Consider the following 15,388-nt stretch of genomic DNA (forward strand, 5'->3'; position numbering starts at 1 on the left):
CTAGCAGAGCGAACGACGCTGGCGTAACAGTCGTCACAGCTTTCGTAAGGTCCCCCATGCGCCCCATCCTGCTGACCGCCCTCCTCGCCTTTCCCCTGCTCACCGCCGCCGCCAAGCCGCAGGCCGAACTGGTGCAGATCGCCAAGGCGGTGCAGCAGGACCGGTTGAAGGCGACCATCACCCGGCTCGTAGGCTTTGGCACCCGCCACACCCTGTCGGACCGCACCTCGGCGACCCGCGGCATCGGCGCCGCCGAGCGGTGGACGGCCGCGCAGTTCGAGGCGATCTCCAAGGATTGCGGCGGCTGCCTGACGGTGGCCGTGCCCAAGCAGACCTTCACCGGGCGCCGCGTCCCCAATCCCACCGAGATCGGCGCGATCCTCGCCATCCAGAAGGGGACCACCGATCCGGACCGGGTGATCGTCATCTCCGGCCATATCGACAGCCGCGTCACCGACGTCATGAACGCCACCGCTGACGCCCCCGGCGCCAATGACGATGGGTCGGGCACGGCCGCCGTGATCGAGGCGGCCCGCGTGCTGTCCAAGCACAGGTTCCCGGCCACCCTGGTCTTCGCCGTGCTGGAGGGGGAGGAACAGGGCCTCTACGGCGGCAAGGTCCTGGCCGCCTACGCCAAGGAGCATGGCTGGAAGGTCGAGGCCGACCTCAACAACGACATCGTCGGCAACACCCATGGGGCCAACGGCGTCCACAACGACACCCAGGTCCGCGTCTTCTCCGAGGGCACCAAGGCCGTCGAGACGCCGGACCAGGCCAATGGCCGCCGCTACAACGGCGGCGAGGTCGACAGCCCCTCGCGCAACCTCGCACGCTTCGCCGACGGTTTGGCGGAAACCTACCTGAAGGGCCTCGACGTGGTGATGGTCTACCGCACCGACCGCTATGGCCGCGGCGGCGACCAGGTGGAGATGCTGAACGCCGGCTACCCCGCCATCCGCGTCACCGAGGCCGTCGAGCACTACGACCGCCAGCACCAGGACCTTCGCACCGAGAACGGCCGCCTCTATGGCGACACGATCGAGGGCGTCGACTTCCCGTATCTGGCCAAAGTCACCCAGCTGAACGTCGTGATGATGGCCGCGCTGGCCCGCGCCCCGGCCCCGCCCGAGGACGTCAAGATCGAGGGCGCGGTCTCGGCCGACACCAAGGTCTCCTGGACCGCTGTCCCCGGCGCGGCCGGTTACCGCGTCCACTGGCGCGAGACCACGGCGCCCCGCTGGCAGCATTCCAAGGCCACGACGGCCACCAGCGAAGTGCTGAAGAACATCGTCATCGACGACTGGTTCTTCGGGGTTTCGGCGATCTCCGCCGATGGCTACGAGAGCCCCGTGGTCTTCCCAGGGGCAGCGGGCTCCTTCAGCGTCACCAAATAGGCGCGGCAACCTTCAGCGTCCCGGGGGGTTATGTCGCCTGAACGACACCACTGTTAGGATGTAACCCCATGCGTAAGCTCTTCGCGCCCACCGCTCTGATCGCCACCGCCATCGCCATGGCGTCCATGCCCGTCGCCGCCGACGCGCGCACCCGCACCCACAAGGTCTGGACTTGCGAACGTGATGTCCGCCACGCCGCCAACACCGGCACGGTGGTCGGCGCCATCGGCGGCGCCGTACTCGGCAGCGCTGTCGCCGGCCACGGGGCCAAGACCGAAGGCGCCGTCATCGGCGCGGGCCTCGGCGGCCTCACCGGCCACCAGCTGGCCAAGAAGAACGCCAAGAAGAACTGCCATTACGTCTATCGCCGCTACTAGGGCGACCAGACTCTACGGAGCGTAGCTGGACCTGGCTTTCACGCCCCAGTGACCGTCTTCCTTCGTAATCACGTAGATTGAATCGAACCCGCCGATCACGCCGCCGTCCTTGCGGTAGCGTGTGAAGCGGGTGTCGATGTGCACCTTGTCGGCGCCGGCGTGGATCACCTCGCGCCGTTCCCAGGCCGAATGGTCCCACTCCGCCAGCGCGCCCTTGTCGAACATGCCCGGCTTGTGGTCACCGGCCTGCAGGATCACCAGGGTCCCCGAGGCCAGCCGCACGCTGGGGAAGTTGAAGGTGGCGTCCCAGCGCGCCACGTCCCGCCCATTGAACCCCGCCATGAACTCGTCCAGCACGCCCTGGGCGGCGGCGATCTCGGCTGCGAACTGCGTCATCGTGTTCTCCCCTATTGCTGCTAGCATCGGCCTCAAATTCAGGGAGGCAAGCATGAAGACGCTGATCATCGGCGGCGCCGCGGCGCTCATCGCCATGGGCGCACTGACCACCACGGCGGTCGTGGCCAAGGAAAAGTCCAAGACCACCTTCTTCATCACCAGCATAGGGCCCGGCAGGGGCGGCGACCTGGGGGGCTTGAAGGGCGCCGACGCCTGGTGCCAGAAGCTGGCGACGCAAGCCGGCGCCGGCGACCATACCTGGCGCGCCTACCTCTCGGCCACCGACGCCAAGGGCAAGGCCATCAACGCCCGCGACCGCATCGGCAAGGGCCCCTGGTTCAACGCCAAGGGCGTGCAGATCGCCTCGAGCCTCGATGACCTGCACAGCGAGGCCGCGCTCACGGGCAAGGCCAATTCCCTCGACGAGAAGGGCAATCCCGTCAAAGGCCGCGGCGACAGCCCCAACCAGCACGACATGATGACCGGCTCGCTCAGCGACGGCCGCCTGGCGCCTCCAGTGGCCATGCCCCTGCCCGCCAATGCGCCGGCCGGAACCCCCGCCCCCGTCGCGCCGCCGAACCTGACCTGCAACAACTGGACGTCGTCCAGCGAGAGCCGGACCATGCTGGGCCACTTCGATCGCACCGGCGGTGGCCAGAACCCCACCTCCTGGAACGCCGCCCACCAGAGCCGTAGCTGTTCCCAGCCCGACCTGGTGGCCACCGGCGGCGCCGGCCTCTTCTACTGCTTCGCCATCAAGTAGCGGGGAGCGAAGCCAGGAAGGCCTTCAAATCGGCCACGGACCGGTCGGGGATCTGCTCCATCGGCACGTGGCCGACGCCAGGATAGGTGATCAGCTTGGCGCCGGGGATGGCGGAGGCCAGTCCGCGCCCGGCCGAGACGTCGATCACCGTGTCGGCCTCGCCGTGCATGACCAGCGTCGGGGTCTTGATCGTCCCGAACACAGACTTGTCGATCCGCCGCTGCGGCCCGTCGCGGCCGGAGGTCAGGATGGCGCGGTGGCCAGGCGCGAGCGCCAGCTCCACATAGCGGTCCACCAGGGCCGGCGTGACGATCGTCTCATCCACATAGGCCGACTTCAGCCCCCTGGCCGCCAGGGGGCGTGGATTGATGTTGCGCAGGAAGGCGCGGCCCACCGGGTTGCCCAGCAGCTTGAAGACAATCGGCGGCTTCTCATTGCCCTTGGTCTCGCGGGGCCAGCCGGCGGCGTCCACCAGCACCAGGCCGCGCAACCGCTCGGGATGGGCCAGGGCATAGGCCCAGGCCACGCCGCCGCCCATGGAGTTGCCGGCGATGACGAACGTCTCGGCCTTGAGGTTGCGGGTCAGTTCGTCGACCACCACCACATTGGTGGCCTGGGCCGCCGTATAGCCGTCGGGCGCGCGGGTCAGGCCGTGTCCGGGCAAATCGAGACTGATGACCCGGTAGTCGGGGGCGAGCCGCGCCACCCACGGCTCCCAGGTGTGCAAGGACGCGGCGAACCCATGCACCAGCACCACGGTCGGCCCATCGGCCTTGCCCTGGTCGCGGTAGTGGACGTGCAGTCCGCCCGGCAGGTCCATGTAATGCGACGCCGGCCCGCCATACTTGGCCTCGAGCGTCGTGTAGGGAATGTCCTTGGCGGTGATCCCACAGCCGGCCAGCGTCAACGCCGCGCCGACGATCGCCAATAGTCCGATGACACGCTTCATGCCCGTCTCCCCGTTTCGGGCAGCAGGCCAGATTGACCCTCGGTCAGGTCAACCGCACTTCACCTCTTTCACGATCCCGGTCTGGGCGTCGTAGAAGAAGTTCAGCCGCCGCGGGCTGTAGTCCATGGTCACCGGACATGTCGTGCAGGCCACCCGCTGCAGGGCCGGCAGCACGGGAATCGGAATCTCCGTCCGCGAACGCCCGACAAATTTCTGCGCCTCGGCCGCCCCGCACTGGTCGGCCGACGGCGTGGGCGCCGGCGGCGGACGATAGACCGGCGGCGGGGGCGGTGAAGGCGCCGGCGACTCGCTGGCGCACGAGGCCATCAGCAGGAGCAGGCCCGCGCCTGCCAGGGTCTTGATCTTCATGCCTGCTTCTCCCACCCGCGACCCTGCTGCTTCCAATAGGAGGCCGGCAGGCCCTTGGCTTTCACTGACTTCCATTGGCGGCGCGCCGTGGCCAGGGCCTCTTCGTCGCCGCCGTCGAACAAGACCACGCACCGGGTGTAGTCGCCAAGCTCGCCGGGCTCGGCCCCATCCACCAGGAACAGGGCGTCGGCCCCATTGGGGTTCTCGTCGCCGGTGGTGAGCAGGATCGGCTGGCGCGCCGCGCCCGGCTCGTCGGCGGGCGCATGGGGCAGGAAGCTCTCGTCGCGATAGGCCCACAGCCAGCCGTCCAGGTGCTCCACCCGCGCAGGACCAGTGGCCCGCACGATGGCCCTCCAGCCTCGCGCCAGGGTCTTTTCCAGCAATTCGGGCAGGGCCTGGTCCAGGCCCGTCCGCTCCAGGTGATAGAACCAGACCTCGCAGGCCTCAGCCATGATCGCCCCGCACCAGGTTCACCAGGGCGCTCGCCACCTCGTCGGCGTGGGTCATCATGGCCAGATGATGCCGGTCCAGGCGCAGGGTGGGAATGCCCTGCGCGCGGGCCACCGCAGTCTCGTCCTCATAGGCCTTGGACAGCCGCAGATAGGCCCAGCCGACGGACAGGTCGATCTCCGGCGCGCGCTCCTCCAGATAGGCCAGCGGCGTCGGGGTCAGTTCGGATACAAAGGTCTCGCGCGCCTCGCCCTCCGGCAGGCTGGCCGCCAGGGCGCCGGGCGGAAACCACTGGTCCCAGGCCGGGACCTGACCGTCCGCCGCCTTGGCCCGCAGAGACTCGCCCAAGCCCGGCGACGCGGTCTCGAACCAGGTGCGGCCGGGATGGGGCAGGATGGCGTCGACGAAGATCACCTGGCTCACCCCCCCGCCCGCCGCCGCCACGATGGAGGCCGCCAGCGCCCCCCCGCCCGAGTGCGCCACCAGCACGACGGGGTGCATCAGGGCGATCTGCGCCGCCACGCCGGCCGCCATGGCCCGATAGTAGGGCGGCCCGACGGCGTCCCAGGCCGGCAGGCTCGGCGCCGCGGCCCAGATCCCCCGCTCGGCGAAGTCAGCCATCACCGCGCGCCAGCAGCTCGCGCCCACCAGGGGGCTATGCAGCAGGGCGAAGCGCAAGGCTCAGCCTTCGTACTTGTCCGCCACCATGCGGTTCAGCAGCCGCACGCCGAAGCCGGTGGCGCCCTCGGGGATGGTGGGGACCGTCGACGGCGCCTTCCAGGCGGCGCCGGCGATGTCCAGGTGGGCCCAGGGGACGTCGTTGACGAAGCGCTGGATGAACAGGGCCGCGGTGATCGATCCCCCAGCGCGGCCGCCGGTATTCTTCACGTCGGCGATCACCGAGTCGATCTTCTTGTCGTAGTGGGCGGGCAGCGGCAGCCGCCACAGGGGCTCATCCTCGGCCTTGGAGGCCGCCAGCAAGTTGTTCGAAAGGTCATCGTTATTGCTGAACAACCCGCCGACATCATCGCCGAGCGCCACGATGATGGCGCCGGTCAGGGTGGCCAGGTCGACCATGAACTTGGGCTTGAACCGCTGCTGGCAGTACCAGATGGCGTCGGCCAGGACCAAGCGGCCCTCGGCGTCGGTATTGATGATCTCGATGGTCTGGCCCGACATGGAGGTGACCACGTCCCCCGGCCGCTGAGCATTGCCGTCGGGCATGTTTTCGACGAGGCCCAGAATGCCGACCGCGTTCACCTTGGCCTTGCGGGCGGCCAGGATGTGCATCAGGCCCGACACGGCCGCGGCGCCGCCCATGTCGGTCTTCATGTGCTCCATGCCGTCGGCGCCCTTGATGCTGATGCCGCCGGTGTCGAAGGTCACGCCCTTGCCCACGAAGGCGATGGGCTGGGCCTTCTTGTCGGCCGCGCCGTTCCACTTGAGGATCGCCAGCTGGCTCTCGCGGACGCTGCCCTGCCCCACGCCGATCAGCGAGCCCATGCCCAGCTTCATCATCTCGGCCTCGCCGAGGATCTCGACCTCCAGGCCCAGCTCCTCCAGCTGCTTCACCCGCTTGGCGAACTCGGCGGGATACAGGACGTTCGGCGGCTCGGAGACCAGGTCGCGGGCAAAGGCGATGGCGTCGGCCAGGGCCGCCAAGTCGGCGAAGGCGCCGATGGCCCCGTCCGCGTCGGCGGTGACGATTTCGGTCTTGGTGATCGAGGGCTTCTTCTCGGCGGCTTCCTTGGTGCGGTACTTGTCGAACCGGTAGGCGGCCAGGCGCACGCCGAAGGCGGCCTTGGCCGCCTGGCTCGCATCGCCTGAAATCTGCACCCGCAAGGTCGTCAGGCCCGACGTCTTGAGGGCGTGATAGGCGCTGGCCGCGGCGGTCTCGGCGCCCAGGCCGTCGAAGGCCTCGGCCTTGCCGGCCCCGATCAGCACCACACGGGCGGCGTCCGAACCGGCGGGCGCCAGCAGGTCCAGGCTCTGGCCCTTGGCGCCCGTGAACCGGCTGCCGGCGATGGCCTTGGCGAACGATCCGCCGTGGGCCGCGGCGGCCTCGCCTTCGAACACGACGATCGCCAGGGCGCTCTTTTCACCAAGCGCGGCGTCGGCCGCGACGAACTGGATATCCATGGAATTGCCTCAACTTATCGACTTGGCGCGGCGCGCGCCCTGAACCCATCCCAGCCTGACCGTTCGTGCGGCGGTTGTGTGGCGGGGCGACGCATGGTTTAGAGCAGCTTCCTGTCCCGGGCGCGGCAAATATCTTGGCCCGCCCTATATTTCTTGCCGATGCTTCTGATCGATCGATACCTGCTCCGTCAGCTCTTGGGGCCGACCGTCCTTGCGACGGCGGCGTTGACGGCGGTCGCCTTGCTGTCCACCAGCCTGTCGCAGCTCGACATCATCGTCAGCCAGCGGCAGAGCGCGCTGGTCTTCCTTGAAGTGACCCTGCTGGCCATGCCGCAGCTGATCAACATGGTGATGCCCATCGCCCTGCTGGTGGCCGCCCTGGTGGCGCTGAACCGCCTGCATGTGGAGCAGGAGATCGTGGTCTGCTTCGCCGGCGGCATGAGCCGCTGGCGGGTCATCGCGCCGGCCCTGCGGCTGGCCGGCGTCGTCACCCTGATCGCCCTGTTCATGAACCTCTGGGTCCAGCCGGCCGCCTCGCGGCAGATGCGCGAGACCCTGTTCCAGGTGCGCACGGATCTCGCCTCCACCCTGGTCCGCGAGGGTGAGTTCACCGAGCCCGCCCCCGGCCTCACCGTCTACGCCCAGTCGGTGGACAACGGCGGCCTGATTCACAACCTGTTCATCCACCAGACCAAGGACGACGGCGGGGCCACCACCTACACCGCCGACGAGGGCCGGGTGGTCAAGCGCGGCGACAAGCCGGTCCTGCTGATGCGCAAGGGCTCCAACCAGGAGTTCAGCCGCACCGGGGTGCTGAACTTCCTGTCCTTCGACGAGTACGTCTTCGACCTCTCCCGGTTCCTGGAGAGCGAGGAGATGGTCCACTACAAGCCGTCGGACCGTTACCTCCACGAGCTGTTCTTCCCCGACCTGCAACAGATCTGGGAGAAACAGAACCGGGACAAGATGCTGGCCGAGGGCCATGCGCGCCTGACCACGCCGCTCTACAACCTCACCTTCATGAGCTTCGCCCTGCTGGCCATTATCGGCGGCGGCTTCTCGCGCCTGGGCTATGGCCGACGCATCGCCTCCATCGGCGCCCTGGCCGTGACCGTCCGTATCCTGGGCTTCGTCATCCAGGCCGGCAGCGAGTCCGAGCCCTGGCTCAACATCCTGCAGTATGTCGTGCCCCTGGGCGCCATGGCGCTGGCCCTGCGCGGCATCTTCAAGCAGCGGGTCAGCCGCTTCATCGACGTGCGCAAGCGGCCCGCCCGCATCGCCCGGGTGCAGCCGGCATGATCGGGACCGGCCGCCTCGAACGCTACGTCCTGCTGCGCACCTTCACCGGCGTCGGCGCGGCGCTCGCCGTCATCTCGGCGGTGATCCTGCTGGTGCAGTTCGTCGACCTGTCGCGCTCGGTGGGGGTCCGCGCCGATGTGGGCGTGGCCCAGCTCTTCGGCCTGACCCTGCTGAAGGCCCCGGCCCTGATCCTGCTGCTGCTGCCCTTCGTCTTCCTGGCCGGCGGCATCAGCGCCTATGTCGGCTTGAACCGCTCCAGTGAGTTGGTGGCGATGCGGGCGGCCGGCATCTCGGCCTGGCGCTTCATCCTGCCCTCCGGCGCTGCGGCCTTCCTGGTCGGCGTCCTGGCGGTCACCGCCTTCAACCCGCTGGCCTCGATGCTCAGCGCCCGCTTCGAGGCCGACCGCGCCGGCCTGATGGAGAACTATCTCACCGACGCCCCCAAGGAGGTCTGGCTGCGCCAGGGGGACGACCGCAACCAGATCGTTATCCACGCCAGGTCCCGCGACACCGTCGCCGGTCGGGTGCGCCTGAAAGGCGTCTCGCTCTTCGTCTACCAGAAGAACAAGGATGGCCTGCCGGAGTTCAAGCGCCGGCTGGAGGCCGCCCAGGCCGAGCTGCTGCCCGGCTTCTGGAAACTCACCGACGTGCGTGAGGCCACAGCGGGCGAAAGTTCGGTGCGTTCCGACTCGCTGTCGATCCGTTCCACCCTGGATTCCGAATCGGCCATGGAGCGGTTCGCCTCGCCGGACGCCATCGCCTTCTGGCGCCTGCCCGCCGCCATCCACCAGACCGAACAGGCCGGGTTCTCCGCCGACGGCTACCGCCTGCGCTTCCAACAGCTGCTGGCCACGCCCCTGCTGTTTGCCGCCATGTCGGTGCTGGCCGCGGCCTTTTCGCTCAGGTTGGCCCGTCTGGGCGGGCTCGCGGGCCTGGCCGGGGCCGGTGTGGCCATCGGTTTCATCTTCTTTTTCTTCAATGAATTCTCCGGCGCGCTCGCCGACGCGGAGATCATTCCGCTCTATGCGGCGGCCTGGGCGCCGCCCTTGGTCGCCCTGCTGTCCGGGCTGACCTTGCTCTGCTACACCGAAGACGGTTGAATCGTTGGCGATCCCCGCTATCCATCCGCCAACCGTCACCCGGAGGGGGTTTCCTAGCTTCATGAGTCGTGGTCGCCGTCCCGTCTCCGTTAAGCGCGGCCTGTTGGCCAGCGTGGCGGTCATCGTTGTTGCGATGGCGGCGCAGGCCCATGCCCAGGCGCCGGCAAAGCCGGGCCCCGATGGGCTCGCGCCCGGTCAGCTCTACATGGAAGCCGACCTCGTCATCCGTGACGACAAGAACAAGATCACCACGGCCCGTGGCGAGGCCGAGGTCCGCTATGAGGGCCGCACCCTTCGCGCCGATGAACTGGTCTATGACGAAACCAAGGGCGTCGTGACCGCCAAGGGCAATGTTCAGATCATCAACGAGGACGGCAGCGTCGAATATGCCGACGAGCTGACCCTGGACGATCAGATGAAGGCTGGGGTCGCCACCGGCTTCGCCGCGCGCATGGCGCCCAGCATCAAGCTGGCCGCGGCCACCGCCGTCAAACGCAGCGACCGCATCAACGAACTGAACCGCGCCATCTACACCCCCTGCGAGATCTGCGCGAAGGACGGCTCGCCCAAGACCCCCACCTGGTCGATCAAGGCCGACAAGGTGGTGCAGGATCGCGACCGTCAGCTGGTCTACTATCGCAACGCCGTGATCCGCGTGTTCGGCGCCCCGGTGCTCTACCTGCCGCTGTTCTGGCACCCCGACCCGCAGGCCGTCCGCAAGTCCGGCTTCCTCACACCCAATATCGGCATCTCCAACCGACGTGGCCTGAGCTATGAACAGCCCTATCTTCAGGTTCTGTCACCGTCTTCGGATATCACGCTAAGCCCCCAGATTAACACGAAAGTTAATCCGTTCTTCAACGGACGCTATCGCAAGCGGTTCTACTCCGGCGCGGTCGACGCGCGGTTCGGCTACACCTACGACAACGACTTCGACGGCAAGGGGAACGGCTTCGGCGACGCCACCAGCCGTAGCTATGTCCTGGCCTCGGGCCAGTTCGCCATCGACGACAAGTGGGACTGGGGCTTCACCGCCGAACGCACCTCCGACAAGCTGTTGTTCGACAAGTACGAGGTCGGCGACGTCTACTCCGCCCGCGGACCCTACCTGGCCGACGACCGCCGCCTGATCTCCCAGCTCTACGCGACCCGCCAGGACCAGCGGTCCTATTTCTCCGCCGCGGCCTTCTCCATCCAGGGTCTGCGCCCCGACGACAATGATCGCACCTTCCCCATCGTCGGCCCGCTGATCGAGGCCCGCTGGGAGCCGGAATCCAACATCATGGGGGGCCGCCTGCGCCTGCTGGGATCGGCCGTGGCCCTGACCCGCGACCAGTCGCCCACCGGCGCCCCGCCGCTGCACCTGCCCGGTCTCGACAGCCGCCGCGTCACCGGCGAGGCCGACTGGCGCGCCACCTTCACCGCCCCCGTCGGCATCCGGGTCTCGCCGTTCCTGAACGTGCGAGGGGACGCCTACAGCATCGACGACTTGAACGGGGTCAAGGGAACCTCCAAGACCCTGTCGCGCGGCCTGCTGGTGGCCGGCGCTGACATCACCTGGCCCTTCGTGCGCCGGTTCTCGGAGTCCACGGCCATCCTGGAACCCATCGTCCAGGTCGCCGCCTCGCCCAGCGCCAAGCAGGTTGTCGTCGGAACCAACGCCACGACGGGCGCGCCGATCTATCTCAACGAAGACTCCGTCGCCTTCGAGTTCGACGAGACCAACCTGTTCCGGGCCAACAAATTCCCGGGCTACGACCTCTATGAGGACGGCCTGCGCGTGAACGCGGGCGGACGGGCTTCGGTGTTCTGGGACGACGGCCGCCGCGCCAGTCTGCTGATCGGCCGCAGCTTCCGCAACGAGAGCAACGACGTCTTCTCGACCCAGAGCGGCCTGCGCCAAAAGAGCTCCGACTGGATCGTCGCCGCCGACGCCCAGCCGATCAAGGGGCTCTCATTCTTCGCCCGTACGCGATTGGATTCAGACGACTTTACGGTCCAGCGTGCGGAAGCCGGCGCCAACCTGTCGATGAAGCGCGCCAACGGCTATTTCCGCTACCTGCGTGACCGCGCCAACGCCAACGGGACCAAGGTCGAGAACCTGGACCTCGGCGGCGACCTCTATCTGACCGAGCACTGGGGGGTCACCGCCTACGGCAACCGCGACCTGGTCCAGGACGCCTGGGTGATCCGCGACATGGGCATCACCTATCGCGACGACTGCACCCGCGTGGACATCATCTATCGGCGTGAAGACACGGTCGTTGGACGACTTGGCCCGACCGAGTCCCTCGCCATACGCCTCACCCTCGCCACATTGGGCGGACCGTTGTATGCGAACTGAAAATCGCCACCGAATTGGCCCTTCGCATAGACCTGCCCATGGCCATCGCCTCCAAGGAAACTCCCCCCACATGATGCGTGCGCGTAATGTCACGGGCCTCTCGGCGCGCGGCGCCGCCCTGGCGATCGCCCTGGCCACCACCGCCTTGCCTCAGGTTCTCTGGGCCCAGGACGCCACGCCGGGGGCCACGGCCCCCGTGGCCGCCCCTGCGCCTGCCGCGCCCGTCGCACCGGCCGGGATCAACGAGTCCGTCGCCGCCGTCGTCAATGACGACATCATCTCGACCTACGATCTGGCCCAGCGCATGCGGCTGCTCATCGCCACCTCGGGCGTACAGCCGACCCAGCAGAACCTGGCCCAGTTCCAGCGCGAAGCCCTTGTCGGCCTTGTGGACGAACGCCTGCAGCTCCAGGAGCTCCGCCGGGTCGAGAAGGACCAGAAGATGGAGATCATCTCCTCGGACGAGGAGGTCACCGACGAACTGCGCGACATGGCCAAGGGCAACAACATGTCCCTTGAGCAGTTCCTGGGCAATCTGAAGGCCCAGGGCATCGGCGAGGAGACCCTGCGCCAGGAAGTCCGCGCCAACACCAGCTGGCAGCACTGGATCCGCGGCCGCTACGGCTCGCGCCTGCGCATCGGCGACGACCAGGTTAAGGCCGTGCAGCAGCGCCTCGCCGCCGCCGCCTCCAAGCCCCAATACCAGATCAGTGAAGTCTTCATCGACGCCAACCGCGTCGGCGGCATGGACACCGCCATGACCGGCGCCGGCCAGCTGGTCACGCAGATGCAGCAAGGCGCGCCCTTCCCGGCCGTCGCCCGTCAGTTCTCCGCCGCCGCCACAGCCGCGGCCGGGGGCGACGCCGGCTGGATCACCGCCGGTGAAATGGCCCCCGAGATCGACGCGGTCCTCGACCAGATGCGCCCGGGCCAGCTCTCGGCGCCGATCCAGGTCAAGGACGGCGTCTACATCATCTATCTGCGCGACAAGCGCGCCGGCGCCGGCGGCATGATGGTCAACCTCAAACAGGCCGCCATCGGCCTGCCCCAGACCGCCGACCAGGCCGCCGTGGACGCCGCCAGCGTCAAGCTCGTCGCCCTGCGCGGCACGATCACCGGCTGCGCTGACCTGGAGGCCAAGGCCGCCGCCGTGCCCGGCGTCATCGCCGGCGACCTGGGCGAAGCCGAGATCAAGGACCTGGCGCCCGCGTTCCGCGACGCCGCCGAGGCCCTGAACGCCGGCGAGATCTCCCAGCCGATCCGCACCTCAGCGGGCCTGCACCTGCTGGCCGTCTGCGGCAAGCGCGCCAGCGGCCAGGACGGCCAGTCCAAGGAGCAGATCGAGAACCGCCTGTTCGGACAGCAACTGTCCATGATCGCCCGGCGTTATATGCGTGACCTTAGGAACTCGGCGACAATCGAGACCAAGTGAAAACCGGACCACTCGCGCTAACGCTTGGTGACCCCGCCGGCATCGGTCCGGAGATCATCGTCAAGGCATGGGCCCAACTCCGTCAGACCGGACCCGCCTTCCTGGTGGTGGGCGACAGCCAGTCCCTGGCCTCGGCCTCCGGGTCCGGAGCGTCCATCGTGCGCCGGGTGATCTCGCCCGACGAGGCCGCCAAGGTGTTCCCCGACGCCATTCCGGTGCTGGACATCCCCCTGCGTGCGCCCGTGATCTCGGGCCAGCCTACCTCGGCTGCCGCCAAGTCCGTGATCCAGTGGATCGAGACCGCCGTCGGCCTCGCCCTTTCCGGCCAGGTCTGCGGCGTCGTCACCGCCCCCATCGCCAAGGCCCCACTCTACGAGGCCGGCTTCGCCTTCCCCGGCCATACCGAGTTCCTGGGCGAACTGACTCAGGCCACCAGCTTTGACGGCGCGCGCGGCCCGATCATGATGCTGGCGGTGCCCGGCCTGCGCACCACCCTGGTCACCGTCCACGAGCCCATCGCCAAGCTGCCCTCGGTGCTCAGCATCGAGAAGGTGGTCAATGCCGGCCTGGTGACCGCCCAGGCCCTGCGCCGCGACTTCGGCATCGAGGCGCCGCGTCTGGCCGTGGCCGGTCTCAACCCCCATGCCGGCGAGAGCGGGACCATCGGGCGAGAGGAACACGACATCATCGCGCCCGCCGTCCGCGCCCTGCGCGACCTCGGCGTCGACGCCACCGGGCCAGCCCCGGCCGACAGCCTGTTCCCGGAAGAGATGCGCAGCCGCTACGACGCCGCGCTCTGCATGTATCACGATCAGGCGCTTATCCCCGTGAAGATGCTGGATTTCTGGGGCGGCGTTAATGTGACATTGGGCCTGCCCATCGTACGCACCTCGCCCGACCACGGCACCGCCTTCGACATCGCCGGACGGGGCCTGGCCCGCGCCGACAGCCTGATCGCCGCCCTCCGCATGGCCGACGAGATCGCCACCCGCCGCGCCGCCTAGATGGACCTCGACCACCTTCCGCCCCTGCGCGACGTCCTCGACGCCCACGACCTGGCGGCCAAGAAGAGCTTCGGCCAGCACTTCCTGTTTGACCTCAACATCACGCGCAAGATCGCCCGCCTGGCCGACGTCCATGCGGGTGACCACGTCATCGAGGTCGGCCCCGGTCCCGGCGGCCTGACGCGGGCCCTGCTGGAAACCGGCGCCCAGGTGACCGCGGTCGAGAAGGACCCCCGCTTCCTGCGCCTGCTGGAGGAGCTTAGCCAAGCCGCCGGCGGCGCCCTGACCGTCCATCTCGACGACGCCCTGACCGCCGACGAAACCGCGCTCGCCGCCGGCCGGCCCACGGCCATCGTCTCCAACCTGCCCTACAATGTCGGCACCCCCCTGCTGATCAAGTGGCTCACCGGGCCGTTCACGCCTCGGTCGCTGACCCTGATGTTTCAAAAGGAAGTCGCCGAGCGGATCGTCGCCGCGCCGGGCTCCGACGCCTACGGCCGCCTGGCCGTCATCGCCCAGGCCACCGCGCAGGCCAGGCTGGTGATGGAGGTCTCGCCCCGCGCCTTCACCCCGCCGCCCAAGGTGACCTCCGCCGTCGTCCACCTGGTCCCGCACGCGACGCGCCTGGACCAGGCCCTGCTCGACAGCCTGCAGACCCTCACCGCGGCCGCCTTCGGCCAGCGCCGCAAGATGCTCCGCTCCAGCCTCAAGCAGCTGGGGGGCGACACGATCTGCGAGAAGGCCGGCATCGACCCGTCACGCCGGGCCGAGACCCTCGATGTGGAAGAGTTCTTGAACCTGGCCCGCGCGCGCTAACGCGCCAGGTCCATGGCGTCGTTGCTGCAGGCCCGCTCGCCCGGCCCGTCGTCCAGCCGGCGCCAGGCGGGCCCGCGATCCATCCGCTTCGAACAGCGCGGCGCGTCCCCCTGTGACGAGAACGCCAGCCCGATGGACTGCCGCTCGCCCTCGCCATAGCCGCGCCCATAGCCGCCGTATCCGCCGTACTCGCCATAGTTGGCATAGGGGCTGTTGCGGCTCTGGCTGACCGCGATGGCCAGGGTCCCGGTTTCGCCGATGGGAATGACGCTCAGCGCCGAAAAGCTGCGATAGCCGCCCGTACCGACGCTGACACTGACCTCGCCGTGCATCTTGCGCTCGCCCGGGGTGATCCCGTCCACGCCGTCCTGCTCAAGAGTGGGCGTCGGCGCCGACTTGATGAACTGGTCGATCTGGGCCGCCGTCGAGGTGTCGGCCGCCGGCGCGGGCGTGGCCGACGCCGTCGCCACCGCCTCGTCGGCCCAGGCGCCGTTCGCGCCCGCCAGCACCGCGACCGCCGCGCCAACCATCCAGAATCTAGCGCGGGTCATGATGC

Annotated in this window: 16 protein-coding genes; 9 read left to right on the forward strand and 7 right to left on the reverse strand. The window is 68.6% G+C overall.

Translation table 11 applies throughout. The features are described from left to right. The first annotated feature begins 56 nt into the window (after window positions 1-56). A complete protein-coding gene (locus JKL49_RS12140) occupies window positions 57-1,394 on the forward strand; it encodes a M20/M25/M40 family metallo-hydrolase (protein WP_215340863.1) in 1,338 nt (445 codons plus the stop codon). Between the two features lie 68 nt (window positions 1,395-1,462). Further along, the gene (locus JKL49_RS12145; protein WP_215340864.1) at window positions 1,463-1,771 is read left to right on the forward strand and encodes a glycine zipper 2TM domain-containing protein; all 309 of its coding nucleotides are present in this window, start codon (window positions 1,463-1,465) and stop codon (window positions 1,769-1,771) included. Between the two features lie 12 nt (window positions 1,772-1,783). On the opposite strand, the gene JKL49_RS12150 is transcribed toward JKL49_RS12145, so the two are convergent. Further along, window positions 1,784-2,167: a DUF6841 family protein gene (locus tag JKL49_RS12150; protein WP_215340865.1), complete on the reverse strand. Its 384-nt coding sequence runs from the start codon at window positions 2,165-2,167 to the stop codon at window positions 1,784-1,786. 52 nt (window positions 2,168-2,219) lie between these two features. Here JKL49_RS12150 and JKL49_RS12155 point away from each other — a divergent pair, with 52 nt between their 5' ends. Then, window positions 2,220-2,930 (forward strand): hypothetical protein, encoded by a 711-nt coding sequence (locus JKL49_RS12155; protein ID WP_215340866.1) that lies wholly within the window; start codon window positions 2,220-2,222, stop codon window positions 2,928-2,930. Here JKL49_RS12155 and JKL49_RS12160 read toward each other — a convergent pair. From JKL49_RS12160 to JKL49_RS12180, 5 genes are read right to left on the reverse strand one after another with little or no spacing between them, the layout of a single operon-like run. Next, window positions 2,923-3,879 carry an alpha/beta fold hydrolase gene (locus JKL49_RS12160; protein WP_215340867.1) on the reverse strand — a complete coding sequence of 319 codons (957 nt, stop codon included), beginning with the start codon at window positions 3,877-3,879 and terminating at the stop codon, window positions 2,923-2,925. The genes JKL49_RS12155 and JKL49_RS12160 overlap by 8 nt on opposite strands. Window positions 3,880-3,927: 48 nt before the next feature. After that, the gene (locus tag JKL49_RS12165) at window positions 3,928-4,248 is read right to left on the reverse strand and encodes a peptidase inhibitor I78 (protein ID WP_215340868.1); all 321 of its coding nucleotides are present in this window, start codon (window positions 4,246-4,248) and stop codon (window positions 3,928-3,930) included. Next, window positions 4,245-4,700 (reverse strand): DNA polymerase III subunit chi, encoded by a 456-nt coding sequence (locus JKL49_RS12170; protein WP_215906467.1) that lies wholly within the window; start codon window positions 4,698-4,700, stop codon window positions 4,245-4,247. The genes JKL49_RS12165 and JKL49_RS12170 overlap by 4 nt, the downstream gene beginning before the upstream one ends. Next, entirely contained in the window at window positions 4,693-5,376 is a 684-nt protein-coding gene (locus tag JKL49_RS12175; protein ID WP_215340869.1) for an alpha/beta fold hydrolase, read from the reverse strand. Before JKL49_RS12175 ends, JKL49_RS12170 begins: the two co-directional genes overlap by 8 nt. A gap of 3 nt (window positions 5,377-5,379) precedes the next feature. After that, entirely contained in the window at window positions 5,380-6,837 is a 1,458-nt protein-coding gene (locus JKL49_RS12180) for a leucyl aminopeptidase (protein WP_215340870.1), read from the reverse strand. Window positions 6,838-6,996: 159 nt separating this feature from the next. On the opposite strand from JKL49_RS12180, the gene lptF reads away from it, so the two are divergent. The 6 genes from lptF to rsmA all read left to right on the forward strand — a co-directional run bounded on the left by lptF (window position 6,997) and on the right by rsmA (window position 14,832). Next, window positions 6,997-8,136 (forward strand): LPS export ABC transporter permease LptF, encoded by a 1,140-nt coding sequence (gene lptF / locus JKL49_RS12185; protein ID WP_215340871.1) that lies wholly within the window; start codon window positions 6,997-6,999, stop codon window positions 8,134-8,136. Beyond that, window positions 8,133-9,236, forward strand: coding sequence for an LptF/LptG family permease (locus JKL49_RS12190; protein WP_215340872.1), 1,104 nt, complete (start codon window positions 8,133-8,135; stop codon window positions 9,234-9,236). Before lptF ends, JKL49_RS12190 begins: the two co-directional genes overlap by 4 nt. Window positions 9,237-9,297: 61 nt before the next feature. After that, window positions 9,298-11,580 carry an LPS-assembly protein LptD gene (locus JKL49_RS12195; protein WP_215340873.1) on the forward strand — a complete coding sequence of 761 codons (2,283 nt, stop codon included), beginning with the start codon at window positions 9,298-9,300 and terminating at the stop codon, window positions 11,578-11,580. A 70-nt stretch (window positions 11,581-11,650) separates the two neighbouring features. Next, window positions 11,651-13,012 (forward strand): peptidylprolyl isomerase, encoded by a 1,362-nt coding sequence (locus JKL49_RS12200; protein WP_215340874.1) that lies wholly within the window; start codon window positions 11,651-11,653, stop codon window positions 13,010-13,012. Further along, window positions 13,009-14,016 carry a 4-hydroxythreonine-4-phosphate dehydrogenase PdxA gene (gene pdxA, locus JKL49_RS12205; protein WP_215340875.1) on the forward strand — a complete coding sequence of 336 codons (1,008 nt, stop codon included), beginning with the start codon at window positions 13,009-13,011 and terminating at the stop codon, window positions 14,014-14,016. The genes JKL49_RS12200 and pdxA overlap by 4 nt, the downstream gene beginning before the upstream one ends. Beyond that, a complete protein-coding gene (gene rsmA / locus JKL49_RS12210) occupies window positions 14,017-14,832 on the forward strand; it encodes a 16S rRNA (adenine(1518)-N(6)/adenine(1519)-N(6))-dimethyltransferase RsmA (protein ID WP_215340876.1) in 816 nt (271 codons plus the stop codon). Here rsmA and JKL49_RS12215 read toward each other — a convergent pair. Further along, window positions 14,829-15,383 (reverse strand): hypothetical protein, encoded by a 555-nt coding sequence (locus JKL49_RS12215; protein ID WP_215340877.1) that lies wholly within the window; start codon window positions 15,381-15,383, stop codon window positions 14,829-14,831. The two genes, rsmA and JKL49_RS12215, sit on opposite strands and share 4 nt — an antisense overlap. Window positions 15,384-15,388 lie beyond the last annotated feature (5 nt).

Origin of the sequence: Phenylobacterium glaciei, from assembly GCF_016772415.1 — a bacterium.
Lineage (GTDB): Bacteria > Pseudomonadota > Alphaproteobacteria > Caulobacterales > Caulobacteraceae > Phenylobacterium > Phenylobacterium glaciei.